Source organism: Pigmentibacter ruber (genome assembly GCF_009792895.1).
In the GTDB taxonomy this organism is placed as follows: Bacteria; Bdellovibrionota_B; Oligoflexia; order Silvanigrellales; family Silvanigrellaceae; genus Silvanigrella; species Silvanigrella rubra.
The window spans coordinates 138,498-156,980 of sequence record NZ_WSSC01000001.1; the positions used below are offsets into that span (position 1 = coordinate 138,498).

Annotated in this window: 15 protein-coding genes; 1 reads left to right on the top strand and 14 read right to left on the bottom strand. The window is 28.7% G+C overall.

Features of this window, described 5'->3' with window-relative positions:
• The 13 genes from GOY08_RS00630 to GOY08_RS00690 form a co-directional block, all read right to left on the bottom strand.
• On the bottom strand, positions 1 to 1,623 hold the full coding sequence (locus GOY08_RS00630) for a hypothetical protein (RefSeq protein WP_158996631.1): 1,623 nt from the start codon (positions 1,621 to 1,623) through the stop codon (positions 1 to 3).
• Positions 1,624 to 1,686: 63 nt separating this feature from the next.
• A complete protein-coding gene (locus GOY08_RS00635) occupies positions 1,687 to 2,790 on the bottom strand; it encodes a type VI secretion system protein TssA (RefSeq protein WP_268892484.1) in 1,104 nt (367 codons plus the stop codon).
• Positions 2,791 to 2,795: 5 nt separating this feature from the next.
• Positions 2,796 to 3,188 carry a type VI secretion system baseplate subunit TssE gene (gene tssE / locus GOY08_RS00640; protein WP_158996633.1) on the bottom strand — a complete coding sequence of 131 codons (393 nt, stop codon included), beginning with the start codon at positions 3,186 to 3,188 and terminating at the stop codon, positions 2,796 to 2,798.
• A gap of 19 nt (positions 3,189 to 3,207) precedes the next feature.
• On the bottom strand, positions 3,208 to 3,795 hold the full coding sequence (locus GOY08_RS00645; RefSeq protein ID WP_158996634.1) for a hypothetical protein: 588 nt from the start codon (positions 3,793 to 3,795) through the stop codon (positions 3,208 to 3,210).
• Between the two features lie 41 nt (positions 3,796 to 3,836).
• Positions 3,837 to 5,330 (bottom strand): type VI secretion system contractile sheath large subunit, encoded by a 1,494-nt coding sequence (gene tssC, locus GOY08_RS00650; protein WP_158996635.1) that lies wholly within the window; start codon positions 5,328 to 5,330, stop codon positions 3,837 to 3,839.
• Between the two features lie 18 nt (positions 5,331 to 5,348).
• Positions 5,349 to 5,888: a type VI secretion system contractile sheath small subunit gene (tssB, locus tag GOY08_RS00655; RefSeq protein ID WP_158996636.1), complete on the bottom strand. Its 540-nt coding sequence runs from the start codon at positions 5,886 to 5,888 to the stop codon at positions 5,349 to 5,351.
• A 96-nt stretch (positions 5,889 to 5,984) separates the two neighbouring features.
• A complete protein-coding gene (locus GOY08_RS00660) occupies positions 5,985 to 9,842 on the bottom strand; it encodes a hypothetical protein (protein ID WP_158996637.1) in 3,858 nt (1,285 codons plus the stop codon).
• 17 nt (positions 9,843 to 9,859) lie between these two features.
• Positions 9,860 to 10,573 carry a DotU family type IV/VI secretion system protein gene (locus GOY08_RS00665; protein WP_158996638.1) on the bottom strand — a complete coding sequence of 238 codons (714 nt, stop codon included), beginning with the start codon at positions 10,571 to 10,573 and terminating at the stop codon, positions 9,860 to 9,862.
• A complete protein-coding gene (gene tssK, locus GOY08_RS00670; RefSeq protein ID WP_158996639.1) occupies positions 10,570 to 11,892 on the bottom strand; it encodes a type VI secretion system baseplate subunit TssK in 1,323 nt (440 codons plus the stop codon). The genes GOY08_RS00665 and tssK overlap by 4 nt, the downstream gene beginning before the upstream one ends.
• A gap of 9 nt (positions 11,893 to 11,901) precedes the next feature.
• Complete coding sequence (locus tag GOY08_RS00675; protein ID WP_158996640.1) at positions 11,902 to 12,537, bottom strand: hypothetical protein; 636 nt, start codon at positions 12,535 to 12,537, stop codon at positions 11,902 to 11,904.
• Entirely contained in the window at positions 12,530 to 13,042 is a 513-nt protein-coding gene (locus GOY08_RS00680) for a hypothetical protein (protein WP_158996641.1), read from the bottom strand. The genes GOY08_RS00675 and GOY08_RS00680 overlap by 8 nt, the downstream gene beginning before the upstream one ends.
• 450 nt (positions 13,043 to 13,492) lie before the next feature.
• On the bottom strand, positions 13,493 to 14,788 hold the full coding sequence (locus tag GOY08_RS00685) for a PI-PLC domain-containing protein (protein WP_158996642.1): 1,296 nt from the start codon (positions 14,786 to 14,788) through the stop codon (positions 13,493 to 13,495).
• A gap of 182 nt (positions 14,789 to 14,970) precedes the next feature.
• Positions 14,971 to 17,364 carry a helicase-related protein gene (locus GOY08_RS00690; RefSeq protein WP_158996643.1) on the bottom strand — a complete coding sequence of 798 codons (2,394 nt, stop codon included), beginning with the start codon at positions 17,362 to 17,364 and terminating at the stop codon, positions 14,971 to 14,973.
• 108 nt (positions 17,365 to 17,472) lie between these two features.
• Here GOY08_RS00690 and secG point away from each other — a divergent pair, with 108 nt between their 5' ends.
• Positions 17,473 to 17,904, top strand: a complete 432-nt coding sequence (secG, locus tag GOY08_RS00695) for a preprotein translocase subunit SecG (protein ID WP_158996644.1) — start codon at positions 17,473 to 17,475, stop codon at positions 17,902 to 17,904.
• Between the two features lie 77 nt (positions 17,905 to 17,981).
• On the opposite strand, the gene GOY08_RS00700 is transcribed toward secG, so the two are convergent.
• Positions 17,982 to 18,431 carry a GNAT family N-acetyltransferase gene (locus GOY08_RS00700; RefSeq protein WP_158996645.1) on the bottom strand — a complete coding sequence of 150 codons (450 nt, stop codon included), beginning with the start codon at positions 18,429 to 18,431 and terminating at the stop codon, positions 17,982 to 17,984.
• Positions 18,432 to 18,483 lie beyond the last annotated feature (52 nt).

Genomic DNA, 18,483 nt, shown 5'->3' on the forward strand with positions numbered 1-18,483 from the left:
TCACCAGTGAATATTTAAATTTATTTTAAAACCAATACCAGATATTTTATTAGTCAGTTCATTTATAAATTGGAAAAGTAATGTAATTCCGCCAAATTTAAATTTTTGCTTATCTACAAAAATATCTACACTGTATTCATTTAAAAGCATTGTTTTATTGACAACAAAATTATACTTTAATGAGTTCATTTCATTCTGTATGTGAAATTGTTCCATTATTTTAGGAATAATTCCTTTATAATTTATTGATATTTCTGAAAATTTACTTAATATATTTAAAAAATTAATTATTGAAAAATTGCTTGAAATTAAAGCGTTGTTAAGTTTAAAAAGATTTTTATAGAAAACTTCATCATTAAAAAACTCAAAAAAGAAGGTTGTTTTTGTTGGGGTTGTGATATTTGAAAAAACTAAGCGCTTATTATTTTTTATGAAAAAATTAGAGTTTAGTTGTATAAAATGAGATTCTGTTAAGTTTGAAGTCTTAAAATATGGGACTAATATAAGATCTTCAGGAAGTTCATTTTTTATTTTTAAGTAATAGATGATATCAAGTTTTTTTTCAAAGGTAATATATTTTTTTATTATTTCGTAGTCATCATTTATCTTTAAATCTATATTTTTGTGTTCCTTATTAAAAAATTCTAGGTGACTAAAATTTATAAGGTTTTTTTTAGAGGCTCTATCTAGAGTATAAAAACCTTTAGTCCCTTTTTTTAGCTTAAACGGGTCACCTTGTTTCTCTGTAGTGTTTTTAACTGCAAAACAATTTGCATGAACAAAATTTTTTACTTTTGTTAATTCTTTTGAAGACTCATTTATAGGAATAATTAATTCAATTTCATCGCCTTCTTTAAATGATATTTTTAAGTCTGAAGTATTAAAATCTATAAAAGTATAGTTATTTATGTAATTTGCAAATTGAAATAAGTAGTATGATAAATTGCTATTTTTAAAGATTGATAAATCAAATTTAGTTTTAAATGAATAGTTTAAAACTTTTCTATTAAGAGGGATTTTATTACTTTTACATTTAAAAATGACATCGTCTTTTGTGATCAGTATTTCATCTAAGACTTTGTAAAAAGATGAAATTTTATAACTTTCGAAATATAAGGATATTTTTGGCAACTCTTTTAAGTCTTGAAGTATTTTTATTTTTATATGAATGTTATTTTTATTGTTGAGTAATTCAAAAGTAGATTCATATATTTCAATTGGTAAAATTTCTATAGGGATTGGATTATTAAAGATATTAGGATTCTTCCCTTTATTGTTGAAATAAAAATTACTTTTCTCTGGAATTAGATTTAAACTATAAATATTATCTTTATTGATATTTGCTTGAAGAATAAGGGACGATGTTAATGGCTCAAACCATTCTTCAATGTATGTACTAAGGCTGTTATTTTTTCTATCAGTAAATCTATCAGTAAAATTTGTTTCTGCTTGTGAAAGCATATATCCTACACATTCTCGAAAACGATCTGTTTCTGGATCATTGATTATTTCATCTTCTGATCTAAATGCAGGAAATAAACCTGGATGTGTTTTTGAAATAGAATTTATATTTATATCAAAAAAGTGCAATAAATCTGATAATTTTTTTTGATTTTTGTTCATGCAAGATCCAATTTAATTTAATAAGTCATAATAATTAAAAAAAGATAAAGTAACTTATTAAAATTATTCAAAAAACTTTATCAAAGAATGTTTACCGGCACTAATTTCATTTAGTTCATAAAGGACATCTGCAATACTTTGGGTACGATAATTTAATTGCTTTTGAATTAAATTAGGTACTAAAGCTTGAGGATCTTGCTCAAGTAAAAAATGAACGGCTTTTTCAATGGCAAGATAAGCATCGGCTTGAGTTTTAAATTGAATTTGTCCAGCTTGAAAAGATATAACTGCTTCGTTATGAACGAGCGTAGCTTCACTGGCGGAATTTTCTTTGTTAACTTGTTTAATAATGTTTAAAGCAGGATCTTCTTTTGTAGTTTCTATAGTTAAAGGTAGAGCAGCTTGTTGGCTTGAAGTTGAGCTGTCTTCCGCAAGTTTAGCTGTCGCTAATTTGTCATAAGCACTTTGATAAAGTTTTAAAGCTTTTTTTAATACTTTTTCACAAGCAAGTAAGTCTATTTCATCATCATTTAATACATTAGAATATTCACAAATTTTATCAAGACTTTCAACTATGTTTTCAATTGTTTCTACATTTTTTGCTAAATATTCAGCTTTTTGTTTACTTAAACTAGTTTCTGTTTTCTGACTTAATTGTGCTAATTTTACTGAGTTTGATTCTTCAAAAAATTGATGCAGTGTTATTTTAGTATCATTATCTTCCGCTATGATAAAACTAGATAAGGATCGAAATAAACAGTTTTGCAGTAACTTAAATGGTTTTGCTCTTAATTCTAAAAAATCGGGATCAAGAGTTGGATACAATTCATTCCAATATTGTTCGCATAATCCTTGATATACTTTTAAACCATGAGCTACCCCATATAGGGAATCTGTTTTAAAAAGTGCCTCAATGTAAAATGTATTTACAATGAGATCTTTGGAAACACTTTTTAAAATATTTTCACACATATCAGCAAGAGTTTGATAGGTCGCTGATTTTCTTTTATATGACCATTCGTCTTTTGTTTGATTAACTTCATTTTGTTGTAATTCAATTCGCAAGTCACGTACTTCTAAAAATTTATCGGACGAGCTCATGTCAATTCCGCAAATGGAATTAGAATCAATTGGTTTAAAAAAATTCTCAATATTAATATCAAACATATATTTTACTCGCAGTTAAATTTCCATACAGAAACATGTAAAAATAAATTAATTGTTGTATTTTGTGCATCAATACTTCCACTTACACTAATTTGTGCAACTCTTTTGTAACGTAAATAGTTTTGAAATTTTACTTCTAAATTTCGAAACCGTGGTTCAAAATAATTGAGCGCTTTTTGAATACAAAGACATAAATTTTCTTTGTCATTTTCATTTGCTAATGTTAGGCGATTGATATTTGGTAAACCAAAGTTTGAAGAGTTAACTTCGTGCCGAGATAGAGAAATAAATTCGTCGACGGATAAAGTATTTCTAGTATTAAGAATATAATCAATATTATTTTTTACAGAAAATACAATATCTTTGAAAGAATGATTTTCTTCTACCAAACGCATCATAAGTTAACTCCTTTATTAATTACGCTTTGAGTGCAAAATCTTTATAAGTATCAAGAGAAACCTTGATATTCTTAAGATCTTCATAAGTAATTAATTGTGGGTCAAGAATTACTGGATTTCCTTGAACTTGGTTTTTAGCTGCGTATTTAACTCCAACATAACCAGTTGCATCAGTTATTGTGATAGTTAAAGTTTTCTTCCCATCAGCAGCAACAACTGGTAGAGCAAGTTTTACATGGATATCTAAGTAAGCACCATGTTTTACGTAAAGTGGAGAACGATCTTGATCTTCTACGTACTCAAGAATTTTTGCAGACTTCAATTTAGATTGCTCCAATTGTGAATAGATATCATCTATTTCTGCAGCTTCTGGAGAAGATAAAGTAATTTCCACATTTATTGGGTAATTTTTGAATGTCCTTTCTTTTAAACTAGTATTAATTATTGATTCAGGCATAAATTCGCCTTTAATGTCTTGAATCAATAAGTAAGCAGGTAATTTTGGATGCGCTGCATTTTTCGGATCATATCCAAAAAAAGAAACAGCTAGTTTAGTTTGAGATTTTGGAGCAGCTCCACCAGCTGCTGGAGTTAACATATCTGACATATAAATGTCTCCTTATGGTTGTTAGATAAAGTTGAAAAAAGTTATTTACCTGCTGGTAGCTCACTAACTAAACGCATTGAAATTGTTAATTCGTTTAAATAGAAGTGTGGCCTTAAATACATTACTGCGCTGTAAGTACCAGGCTTACCAGGAACGGTTGTCACGTCAATACGAGCTTCACGAAGAGGAAATGCGCTTTTAACCCAATCAGAAGCTGTATCAGATAAAATAACGTAACGGGAAATCCAATTATTTAAATAAGCAGCAACACTTTCGGCAGTCGCAAAACTACCAATTTTATCACGCATAATGCTCTTTAAATAATGGGCAAAACGAGAAATAGCCATGATGTAAGGCATTTGGATTGTTAGCGAAGCATTCGCATTTGCTAAATCATTGTCATATTCTTTAAGTTTATGAACAGTTTTAGCTCCAAAAAATACAGCTTGGTCAGTTCCACGTTTGTAAACAAGACTTAAGAAACCAAGATCATCTAATTCTTTTTCACGACGGTCAGTAATAGTAACTTCAACTGGAATTTTTTGTACTCTGTTACCTTCATCATCGGTGAATAAATAAATTGGTAGGCCATCAATAATACCACCATTTTCTACACCGCGGATATTTTGAAACCAACCGAATTGACGGTAAGATTGACCAATTCTATCAGCAAGAAAATATGCTGCATTTCCCCAGAGAAATTTCTCATGGTCTTTTTCATTTAAATCTTCAACAAATTTAAATTCTTTTACTGGAATACCATCGTCAGAATACTCATTCCGCATAATAACGCTTGGCATAGTTAAGCACACATATTTTGATTCTTCTTTTGAGCGGAATGTATTCCAGTTTGCAAAATCAACAGAATTAAACATTCTTTCCAAGCTTTTTGGCTTACTGAGATCTGTAAAAGAATCCATGTCAAAAAGTTTAGAACCTGCCGCTGAAATAAATGGAACGTGAGCAGCTGAGGCTACTAAAGAAACAGCACGTAAAAATTCTAAATCGGATTGGCTACGTGAGCAGTAATAGTCACCAACTAAAAGACCAAATGGTTCACCACCAAACGTGCCATATTCACTTTCATAAACTTGTTTAAATAAACCACTTTGATCCCAATCTGGAGCAGTACGGTGGTCTAATAAAACATCTTCTTTAGTTGCATCTAGAACTCTAATTTTTAATTTATCATCAGGCTCTAAATTATTAATTAACATTTCTAATCCACGCCAGCTTGCTTCAAGCTTTTGAAATTCTTCATTGTGAATAATTTTGTTAATTTGTTCAGTTAATAATTCATCAATTTCAGCAATACGCTCATTGATCATTTTATTAAAATCATTTTTTGTATTTAATTTTTCATGAACAACTTCATCAGCAAAAACAGAAAGCATTTGCTTAAAATTTTCTTTTTGTTGTTCATCTACATCGCTGTGTGTTACTTCAAGAATTTTTTCGCTGATATCGAAATCTTTCATATCTAAGAAAGATAAATCTGCTTCCATAACATTTTGATATTTTAGTTGAGCGCTCATCGTAAGAATTCCTTTTCTTTAGTCTTTTGCAGCTTCTTCGGAAGAAGCAGAGGTTGAAATTTTTTCCCCAGGTGCAGCAAGTTTTTTAAGTGCATCACGATTACTCATAAGTTTCTTTAAAATAACTTCTAGGGATTCGTTGCTATCTACTTTGGATTGTAAGTCGATTAACTTTTTTCTTACTTCTAATAGTTTAGAAAGAGTTGGGTGATTTTCAGCAATTTGCCCAGGAGTAAAATCAGCCATACTTTCCATTTTCAAGTCAACCGCAAGAGAAGAACCATTTTTTTCTATAGTATTTTCAACTTTGATATTTAATTGTGGAGCAATTTTTTGCATAATTGCATTAAAATTTTCTTTTTCCAAAGTTAAAAATTGAGTTTGTTTAATTTTTTGTGGTTTTTTATTTTTGTGACCTGAAAAATTTCCCATAACTCCAATTACAAATGGAATTTCTTTTGGTTTTAAGCCGCCTTCTGCATGAAGATCATAGGTAATTTGTACTCTAGGAGGTCTAACTTTAGTTAACTTATGCTGAATGCTGAGTGGTGATGACATGATGTTCTCCTTGTGTTGTTTACTTCCATGAAACAATTCATAATATTGCTGATTTTAAGACTTACATATTCAGTCCTCCGAAAACTTTATTTAAAATTAAATATCTGGAATGTCTGTGTTTTCATCTGTTAACAATTTGTTTGAGTGCTCTTTAATTTCTGGTGCATATACAGGAAATTTTGGTACATTAATTTGTTCATTAAGGTTATTATTTTTGAACATTTTATAATTAAAATAAAATTGAATTGCATTTTCACCATCGGCGTTTATCAAACTCATTTTTAATTTATTTACATTTGTACAACCATCTTTGCAGTCACGGTAGCGCATGATTATTGCAATCATTCCCCATGGATTATTTTCATCTGCAATTAAATTTTGAATGTCGTCATTGGAAACCCGATTGGTTTTTGATTTAGAAACTTTAAATGAAAGTTTACATGCCTCACCAAAAGCCCATTTAAATCTTGCTTCTTCAGGTGTTCCATGGTTTGAACCAAATTTATCTGTCCCACATTCCAAGCGCCAATTTAAAACTTTATGAGCATTGACTTCGTTTTGCCTTTCATTCCGAAAGTAAAATTCAATTGGAAATTTAATTTTACCATCTGCATCACGACCTGAGTTCATAAATAAATAAAATTTATTTGTTTTTTGCAAGTAATCTTTAATCTCTTTTTTCAAAAATGAAGGATAATATTCTTTTAAAAATCCTAAATAATTTTTCGCAAAAATTAGATAACTTTGTAAAAATATATTTACATCTTCAAACAAGGCATATTGACCCATTTGCGAAATTTTATTTTCTTCAACAAATGGAAACTTTGTAGCAAGTTTTTGATTAAACATTTTAGCTATAGAATTATATTCAACAACACTTTTTTCATAATAGAGTTGCTGACAACGATTGGCAAACTTGTTTGCTATATTGTATCGTAAAGTATCAAAGTAATCTTCTTCTTTGTACTTAATTAAATTATTTGTCTTTAAGTATTTATAACATCCTTCGGTAAATGTTTTATTAATTACATTTAAAATAAAATCATTTAGAGCTGAAATAGATCCAACTTCAGCTTTTTCTATAAGATCTAGTTTAATCCGTTTCCAAAAATCACGTCCTTCAACTTCACTAGAGTCTTTAAAAGTTAAGTTCATTTCTTCATGAATGGTCATTAAGGGCTGAACTTGGTCATTATAAAGTTTTAAGACAGTTCCTTTTTGCTTTTGTAAGTATTCTGATAATTCTGCTTCAGTTGTAACCCCAAAATATCGCTGTGCCGCAGGTATTTCTCCATTCCACCAAGTAAAATTCGAAGTGGTACCAGCATAAAGGCCAGAAGCAATTAATTTTCCTTTTAAAGATTGGAAATTGTAGTTAATTTTAGAATATACAAAAGGAAAAATTGTTTGTGCAATTTGAGACAATTGGTACTTCACAATAAAGGAATTCATTTGCTTAATGACTTGATAAGACTCAACCAAGTTCTTCACACTATCTTCTTGACTAGTATCCATAGAAGAGACATTTGAACGATAAGTTGATGAAAAAAGCTTATTTTTATTATTTAGTAAGTGCAATTCAACGATAAATTTCAAAGTATTTTCAATTTTATTCTGTAAATTAGGAGTATATTTTTTATCTTTAAAAGATTTAATAATATTATCCAAATTAATAGTATTGTTTAAAACTGTTTGTAAAAATTCAACGTTAAAGAACTGAATATCATTAAGTGCTTCGAGAGATTTTTCTGAACCAGAATTTAGCATACTGTAGTCAGTAATAATTTTACTTAAGTGAGAAAAGTAAAAGTCAATATCTTTATGGATAACAACGGATTTATCAGATTCTATAAGAAATAATTTTTGCTCAAATTCTTTTATTTGGTAAGTTAGCATGATATCTTTAAAATCTTTAAAAATATCCTCAATTCTTTTCTTGTAAAAATCTATGTCTTTTTTAGATAAAATTGAAGCATTAATTAGTGTATTATACAATATATGATAATTGTTATTATTTATAAATTCATCAACTGATTTTGTGGTTTGCGAAGTAATGCTCGCAAATTCTTTTAAAGCTAAATAATCGTTAGAAATATTCTTGATAAATTTAAATTTTTCTTCATTTGTATAGTTATTAAAGTTTGGCTGTTCAATTCTAAATGCTTGGCTAAACATTTTATTTAATGAGAATGCATGTCCATCAAGTTTCTTTTTATTGAACTGAGAAGTAACTAAGACTTCCAAGACTTTATCAAACTTATCCTTCGATTTCTTTTGAAATGTATCTTGATTCATTTCTAGATCGAGCTTGAAATTTTTTGTTTGCAAGGTTGCTAACTTTGTATTTTGTTTAAAATCAAAATTACATTGCGATAAGTTACTATCGCTGCCATAAATTACTTGTAAAATTTGATTTATAGCATCACTAAAAGTATCCGAATCCTTTGAATTAATTTTGCTATAAATATTGTTAATTTTGTTCATGCGAGTGACTGTATCAGAAGCATAGCTGTAAGCATGTTCATGATTAGAAAACTGTGACAAGTCGTCTCCCGCAGTAACAGTGACAGTATCATTCACATATTTATTAAAGCTTTGAATTAAGTTTTTATTAAAAAATGTTGAAAAATGTGATGAGTATTGTTCTTGAATAGTTGAAGAAGAATTTTTACTCCATGATGGGATAATAAATGTATAGTGGCTATCCATTTTGCTAAGATGAAAAGCATCATTAATAATTTCACAAGATATATTTGTAATTTTAGAATTTTTAGACAAGTCGGATTGATTATTATAGTCCTTAATTTTATTATTTATGAAATTAATTTTTTTAAATTCTTTGTGAAAGCTTAATAATGAATCGGTTAAGCCAACTCCTAAAGCAAGAGTACTACAAGTTGCAAGACAGCCTCCCGCAATAATTATATTTTGGTATTTTTGATAGCGAAACTGATTTAATTTAATATTTTCAAATTGACCTTCAGAAATTTCTTTTATGATGTGTTCAATATTTATATAAGAATGGTTTTCCATATGATAAAAAAACATTCCTGCAGAGCAAAGATTAATATTGTATTTTTCTAGTTGCTTATCAATTTCTTTGTTATATTGTTTGTAACAAGCTGTAACTCCATTTTTTAGTGAAGATACTATTCCTATGTATTTTCTTATTTCATTAGCAGGAATATTTTGTTGAACTACATTAAATTTTTTATGCTCTAATAGATTATTGTAGTTTTCAATAAATTGCTCTGTTTTTTGTGAGATAGATTGATCTGGTGCAAATTGAAAGGGATATTCGCAAAATCCGATAATTTTAGTATTGTCTTTAATTTTAAAATCACCTAATATTTCTGAATAATCGCCTTTAATATTTAATTCTAAAAAGGAATAGTAAGGAATTTGTGCTTTAAAAATTCCATTTAATTCAGAAATTATAAAGTAATCTCTATACACTAATGAATTTAAGTCGTCGGGGTTAGATTTATTTTGCGAATTTTGCTCTATTTTTTCATTTTTAAAAGATAAAACACCTTTAAAAAGATAAAAGTCATTTTGCCTTCTTATTCTTTTAAATAGACGAATAAAACGTCTTTTTATACTTTGCATTTCAGGGCTTCTATCTTGCCCGATTTTTTTTGTATTTAAAAGAATATAAGCAGTATTATTTATTGTAACAGCTGAAAATAATGATTCCTCTGGGAAATCAGTAATTTTATATACTTCAGGATTTAGTTTTGAAATAACTCTTTTATATTCATCATCAAGCATGAGAAAGTATTTTTTATATTTTAACTCTTTTTTGAATGAATAGAAATAGTAATAATCAATAAAATAATTTTTTATAGATGGCTTTTTCAGTAATTTATATTCTCTTTTTTTGAAGAAAATAATTTTCCTTGTCAAAAGAAAAATACCATATAAAGATAAAAATATTATAACAATTTTTAGCATAATTTAAATTACCATAATTAATTAAGTTTAAACATTAAAAGCCAATAAATTTCACCGATTAAAAAGGCAATAATAGTAGCATAAAATATGTATTTAATAATTAAATAAATATTTTCTTTTTTAATAAAATCTTCATATTTGTTTTTGAAATTATAATATGAAGGTTTATCAAAATCAGTTTTTATATTTAGCGATTCATTATAAATTTGGCTTAATTTTTCAGTTAATTCTTCATATTTTTCAGTGAAATCTAATTCTCTATATTTTCCTTTAAATCCAAGTTTTAGCAAGGTGTAATAAATTTTTGCTAACTCTGCATCTTTAGAATTTTTTTCAGATATAATTTTCTCAATGGAGTTAAATATTATGTCACCACCAGCCTGCGACGCAAATAAAGCTTTTTCCATAGAATCTAATCGCCAGTATTGCCTACCGTTCCAATTTAGAGAAATAAAAATTTCATCAAAAAAGCAAATAAGTGCAAATAAAATTTCATCAACAATTTTTACATCTGTTGATCTTCTATTTTGTTTTAGATCTTTTAAATTTAATTTGAAATAATTTAAAAGCTCATTCTTTAAATTTCTAATTTTGTCTTCGCAATCTATTGAATTATATAAATCTGAATTTAATGAATCGTAAATGATATCATTTAATTTAGATATTGATTGATCAATAAATCTATTTAAATCAACATAAATGTCATTTATTACTAAATTTGAATGTATCATGTTACTTTCTCTTGATATAGATAAATTTCATCTGGTTCAAATTTGTTTAGATTATTATTATTTTGTTTAATAATAATCACGTTATCATTTTTATGTTCCACGTTACTAATATTAATTGTAAATAGTAAGAAATCGTTTTTAACAACAATTTCAGGATTTAATAAATCTTGAGTTCTATCAAAACCAACACTTCTTTTTTCAATATTAAAATCCATGTCCGCTTTTTCGCAGATTAATGCAGTTCTAACCCATTCAAGAATTTCTTCTTCTTTAATAGCTACAGGTTTTTTAACTGAAATTTTAAGCGTTTCTGGTAAAGTATAATTTAAATTAATATAAAATATATTGTCTTTTTTATTAAAGCGATATGTTCTATATTTTTCAGAAATTTCTTGATTTAAGATATGTTCAATTTTAGAAACTATATTTTCAAAAATGAAATTTAAATTTAAGTGATTATATTCGGATAAATTAATATTTAAAATATTATAGTTGGAAATTAATGAAAGAGCTAATGCACATTCATTGTAAAAGAGTTCAGGAGTACATGACTTTATAGACAAAAATGTTTGCAAATTATTTATTGCTTGCTTTAAATTTGATATTAAATTATTTTTTTCAATAAAACTTAATATATTCTCTGAATTTTTAATAAACTCTATATCTTGTTTTATTATTTCAAATTTTTTCTTCATAAATTCAATTATTGTAATTGCAGTTTGCTCAAGTTTACTATCAGAATAAACAGTTAGGGAAGGTGGAATAAAATTTTGCTTTTCTATATTTCCTTCAAGGCATTTAAATTTGAATAAAGGAATATATGAGCAATTTACTGGAGGATATGAATTTATGTAAAGAAATACATTTTCTTCTATAGTGTGAAAATGTATTTCGTTTGTATTATTTTCAATGATACTTTGTTGTAAAGATGTGCAATATCGAGAGTCTTCATTATCAATGCTAAAATTTTTTGATGAATATTCTGAAATTGCTATGAAAATGTATAGTTCATCATTAGAACTATCTTTATGCTCAATTTTTATAGATAATTCTTTCGATTTATTTTTTTTATAAATTGTACCGTCTGGAAAAATGCATTCAATATCATTAATTTTATAAACATCATTTATTATTTTTGAATTATCTATATCTAATTTTTTGATTCCATAGCTATTACTATTTTTACTCATAAACCTTTTTGCATTAGTAATTTCTAATCTATGAAATTCATAATATAGCATAGTAGGATGTATAATCATTCCTTCATCCCAAAGAATTTGTCTTGGAATATTTTCAAATGTTATTTTTTCGTTGAGCATAAACTATCCTTAAAAACTTCCAATTAAAATATGGAACATAAACTCAAAATTGTTATTAGAAACTTTTTGTTCCGATTTAAAAATATGTCTGTATTGAATTCCTGCTTCTAATGTTACAAATTTCCATAAATTTACTTCGGCTGAAATTGCTGGACTAAAATAATCGTAGTTATTAATGTATTTAAAATCTTCGTTTTCTACTTCATAATAAGAACGTCCAAATGAGAGCCTCAATTTTGGATGGATGTAATATTCACCAAAAAATGAATAACCAAAACCTGCATTAAATGAACTATATTTACTAAGTTCAACGGTATGAATTTCGCTATCAATTTCCATTTCGACAGAACTTTTTAGAACTGAATACTGTAATCCAGAAAAAATTGAAAGAGAGTTGTTTAAAATAATGCCAAATTGTGTTGATAAAAGTGGAATATATTTGTTTCCAAATTGAGAAGCATAAAACCCTTGATCCAAATAAAAACCAACATTTTTATTAAAATCTTGATAAGAATTAGTACTAATTACATTCTGCCTAATTTCAGCAGGATAAGATGTTTCAATCTCGTGAGTTTCAAGCTCAATTGCGCTAGCTGTGTTCTGAAAGAGTACAAGAAGCAAAAAATATTTTACTTTCCTAAACATGATCTTCATCCTTTACTTTTGCTTCTAGTTCGTTTTTGTTTGGATCTATTTCTTTAAAATCAATTCTTAGTTTTTCAAAAATAAGTTTTATGTTTTTATTTGGACTTACTTTGATAGGAAAAGCATTTATCTGTGAATTATAACGATTAAAAATGTAAATTGTTTTACATTCTTTTGGAATATTTACCGTTACAGATTTTCTTGCTTCAGTCGGAATGATATAGGTTTTATAAACTTTTACATATTGTGATTTTTTTAATTCTTGAAACTCGTTGTTACCTTCATCAAACCATTCTTTATTTGTAGCTTGTTCTATTTTTTTACTTAATTCAGGCGAAGTGCTAGCAACGATATCATTTTCGAAGGCAGTATTTTTATTTGACTCAGTTTTGATACGCATTTGTATTACCAATGTTTTTCCAAACAAAGATTCACTAATGCTTTGGCAGCTCGTTATAAGTAAAGGCAAAATGGATAATATTATTTTATTATGTACTTTAAGCATCAAAAACCTTCTACAGAAAAAAAATATTTTCTATATTCAATAGTTATATTCAGTTGGTATCTGTAAGCTGTTTACTCTATCCGCAAAACCCACCCCAATAATTTTTAAAATTATCTTTTAATTATAATTTTATAGTGTGTTGAATCGAAATTGATTCAAATTTAATAACGTAATAAATAAAATAAAAGAAAATTTCAAATTATTTTTAATTAAAAAAATGCTTAATTTTTTTATAAGATTTTTATTTATAATAATAATAGATGTATTTATCTATAATATGTGTAAATAATTTTTTGGTAAATTATTATCTAGTAATATTAATAATTTATTCTTTTAACAGAAAAAATAAATATCTATTTTTTAGATATTTCCATTTCGTATTCACTTTTTTTAGATAAATATTTGAGTGGAATAAATATTAGTGTTTAGACTCTTATAATACTATAATATCTAAGGCACAATAAATTCAATTTTTTGAAATGTCTTTTTATCTAATTTTTTCCCATAGTAGATATATTTATAATATGAATTTTCAAAGTTATAATTTTCTAAATCAATTTTGAACTCTTCAGCATCTAACATATCTTTTTTCATCGTAAGTTCAACATATTCAAAATTTAAGAATTTGTAGCTTTTGTCATAGATTCTAATAATTGTGCCTTCTTTTAAACGGTTGATTTTTATAGCACGAATAGCTTGATCACAGCGAAACTTACTTAAATCACTGCTTCCTGATTCAATAATAGCGAAACCACAAATAAAATTGTCGGTATCAAATATTATATCCTTATAAAAAAGAATCCCCCCTGAATTTAACCATTGAACATATTCCTTTGCATCACCGCTAGTTACGTTGTCAACTGCTACGTAGTTTGGCATTCGTTCTGTTTCCGGATGACAATTTTTTTGTTCACGAGTAAACAGAGCTTTAAATTTGTTATCAGTTAATGAATGGGGATAAAATGGAATTCCATGAAATTGGTTAATGACAACCAGTCTGTCCCATTGATTATAAAAGTAACTGCTTTTTTTGGTACTTAAAGGTATTTCTGGCCAACGACTGACACACGTATAGTTGTGTGAAAGATAGGTATCTCCTAAGCTCCAGTAATTTTCTACAGTTAAATCAGGGCCAAAAACTAAATGGATTTCTTTTCCATTTATTTCGTAGTAGCCAGAGTTTTTTTTGTTATCAGTAATAATAATCAATCTTTGATTTTTTTGAATCATTTCTTCCAAACTAGGCCATTGTTTGTATTCTGCCCAAATGCTTGGATTAAATAAAAACTCTTCTAATCCTTGAATTTTTGCTAGTTCTTGTTCTAGCATTTCTCTGCTACTATGATCCTCTAAAAAAATAGTAACAACTTCTCTTGGGTTATTGCGTAAAAATGGGAGGACAGAGTAACTCATTGTTTCAAAAAATTTACCATAATTACTAAAGTAACAACTTTTATGACACAAATAAATACTATTATCATAGTCATATAAATCTAACATAAGCCCTCTAGCACCATATTTTAAAAGTTCAGTTACTGGTAGTCCATATTGATTAGAAAAGATATTATCATTTGAATATGCATTATGTGCTACAAGCCAAGTATAGCTATTAAAAGGTTTAGATGTGTCTTCTATCACAATATTATTTTTTCTATTTAGATATAATTTTTTAGCATGTAAACTTGGAAATATTGAAAACAAAAATATAAATATAATAAATTTGGCAAAAACTTTTTTGATGCGCATATTTTTTCCTTTTTCTAATTTTTTTTACAGTAAATAAATTTTTTCTAAATTTCAAGAACTATATTTTTTGCATTAAATATTTAACATATTTAGTAGAATAATTATTTATTGAATTTATTTGGATAAAAAAAGAAGCTCAATTATATAAAAATGAAATTATAAAATTGAGCTTTCAAAAGAATTTATTGCGGGTTCTTTTTGTCTTCATCACCTGGTTTAAGAGGTTTTTTTAATATATTAAACCTGTCTAAAACATTTGATAAAGTAGGAAGATTTTCTTGAATATTTTGGGCAACGGATTCTTTAGCTGCAACAGCTGCTGATTGAACAGCATCTTGTACCAAAGAAACCATGATATTCATGAGGCTTGGGCGTTTTGGTGGATTTGTTGCCTTTTGCGTTCCACGATCTTTGCGCTTATCAGAAGCTGCTTTTGCTGCCATCCGTGCTGCATCGATAGCCTCTTTTGCTCTTTCGTCCCTTCTTGCAAATTTATCTGCTTGGCGATTCAAGCTGCTATCCGTTTGTTTACTTGCCTGTTGATAGTTACTTTTTCTGTTTGCATCAAACGGCTTTTGTTGAAATCCTTGAGTTTTAGCTTCATCTCTTTGTTCGCTTTCAGGCCGCGGATAAAGTTTGGTTTGTGATGCTGAAGTGGAAGATGAAACCGAAGCTGATGCAGCTGCGGATTCCTTTTGCGCAATGCTTTCCAAATGAATTTTTCTGCCAACCTTTTGAAAAGATTCTGTTGGAACAGTTTCTTCTTTTTTGAGGGCAGTGCGGAAAGATTCGCTTGGCATGCTTTCTTCCACAGGAGTAGCAACAATTTCTGGCTCGTAGGAAACGCCAATTCTTTTTACTTTACCGCTAGCTTCAAGAGGATATTCTGAAGTGTCCTTTAAATTAAAATAATTTTTATCAGGTGTCGCAATATGTAATTTAAAGCCTAAAGAATTTTCAATAGCCTTGATATTAAAACCATAGTCTTCACAAATAAACGAAACAGCAATAGGATTTTTAGTACCTTCTATACGTGAAAGTCGTTCCATAAATTGCTCTGGTGTATTAGGCAAGTCAAAATTATAAATACAATTTAGCTCTTTTACACCTAAATTTTTTGACAACACATCTGTCGTAACAATGGCATTAACTTCACCAGAATGAATTGCCTTTACTAGGTTTTTTCGTTTGGATAGGTTTAATGGACTTGTAACAAGCTCAACTTTTATTCCGTTACCATGCAGTTTGAATGCAATCCATTCTGCGACTGTTTTTGTGTTCGCAAATATAGCGGTACAATTAGGTTTATGAGTTTTTAAATGCCCTAATAAAACTTGGAACTTTTGGACTGCTTGTAAGCTATGTGCAAATTGTTTAGGATTTCTTTCCTTAACTTGTGATGGTAACGTATTTACAAATTCTGGCTCTTCCATAAATTTAAATGCTAATTCACGCACATTTGGTGCGTTTTCATTGGCAATTATTATTTTCTGAGTGCGTTCAGCAGGCATTTCTCCAAGGACTTTTTCTAAATCTAAAAAGGCTTCTTCTTGGGTAAATCCTTGGGAATCAAAACATAAACAAAGTCCAACTTGCTTTAATTTCAAAGTCTTATTTTGAATTAGTTTTTGCACTGATTTAGGAGTTGCAAGTAAAATATCTATAGGTTCTGTATTAGATAATTCATTTTCAGATTCGTTCGCTTTAACAATAGAAATTCCCAAATTCTTTAAAAGAGGTTTGCTTAAGGAAAAAATTTCTTCACACTTGTTATCCGAATTGCTGAGGAACAGTACTGAAGGTGCTTGAATATTTCCTTTTGGGAGGCTTTCTGCTAAAATTTTAGATGCACTTGTCACTGCACCAATTAAAAAACTTTCTTTTAATTTTGGTTTTATAATTAAAACATCTGAGCCTCTTAAAGAAGCAGCTAGAGCTTTTTGTAAGGTTTCGTTTGGTTCCTTAAAGCCAGCTTTTTTTAGAGCTTCTATAATGAAGTCATTCGCAATAATGTTTTCATACCTAATTACTTTTTTATTTTGCTCAGAAACTTCTGGAATAAAATAGGCTGGAGCGGGCTCCTTACTTGCTTGTAAAATTTCAATTTTTTGCTCTGTAGCAATGACAGGAAAGTGCTGTTCGCTAACTTGTTTTTTAGGTTCAGTAGGCAAAATTTCTTTTTCACTGATTGCGATTGCGAGCTCAGGGAATAAGGTTTCCTGTGGTTGATACACCACTTCTTTTGCTACCTTACTTTTTGTTACATTAGGAGACTCTTTTTTTGCAGGTGTTGGTTTTACCGGGCGAGAGGTCTCTACTTTAGTTACTTTTTCTACTTTTTTGGGAGCTGCTTTTTCTTTTTTTGCAGCAGTTTTTTCCGCAACTTTTGGTGCAGCGGGCTTTTTCACTGTTTTTTCTTGCTTAACAGCTTTTGGATTCTCTGTTTTTTTAGTTTTTACAGCAGAGGATTCCGCTTTTCCAGAGGCTTTACTAGCTTTCGATGTGGCAGCTTTTGTTTTTGTGCTTTTCTCTGCTTTAGCTTCGGAAACTTCTTTTTTCTTGGTCATGCGTGTCATTTAATAAACCCACTTTGTGAAACGAACTTGAGAAATCTTTATTGCTGTGCAATACCTATCCTTCTTGAGAGTAAGGCATACAGCCTTTTCTATACTGAGGATACTAAGATGATTTCAACTCTTCTGACAACTCTTTTAATCATAGATGCCTTAGTTTTAATTATCCTGATTATTGCTCTTCAGCAAGGAAATGAAGGCGGTTTAGGTGGAGCCTTTGGAGGAGGTAACACAACCGGCTTTTTTGGTGCAACAGGTGGTGTCAAACTTATCGTTAGGGCAACATGGATTTGTGGAGTTCTATTTTTTGTATTAGCAATATCTTTATCTTGGAAAAAGACTCATGATAAATATGAGCTCAAAAACCAATTGGAAAAATCGCTTTCTGCTCCTGTAACTGAAGGAGTTAAGCAAGAACCTATTGGGGGCTTACCCGCTAATAATCCGAGCGTACCTGTTACTCTTCCAAGTGTTCCTACAACAGAACCTAAATTGCCAACAGTACCAAATCCAGAACCAGCCTTACCTGGAAAACCTAAATAAGGTTGCAACTGGCTTAAAGCTATTAGCGGACTTCTTTGGAAATGAAAAGCTCTATTTTAATAATAGAGCTTTTTTGTTTAATCTAGAGAAAGATTTTTTCGCATAAAATAGGTTTGAAATTCTTTCAAAAAGCCAAGTTCTTCATAGAATTGGATGGATTCTTTGCGCATAATTTGGGTTGCTAATTGTATCGAAGCACAGTTTTTATTCTTGGCCCATTTTTCAACTTCAAGCATTAATTTTGTTGCTGTTCCTTGCCTTCTAAATTCTGGTAATACAGCCAGTCCTCCTATTTCAATAGTTTTACAGGTGAGTAGGGAGGGCGCTTCAAAAAAATGAATGAATCCAATTAAAGTAGAACTTTTTAAATCTCTAGCAATTCTTACTTGATGTGCTGGAAAATTTATCAAATCAAAAAAGCGGGATTCTAAATTTTTGAGAGTGCCTTCAAATCCTAAAATATGACAAAGAGGAATTAATCCATTTAGTTCTTTTTTTTCTAGATTTTTGATTTCAATTTTTAGCATAAGGTGACTTTCTTGCATTCAAATTTGGTAGGAATTTTTTTGAATAGAATTT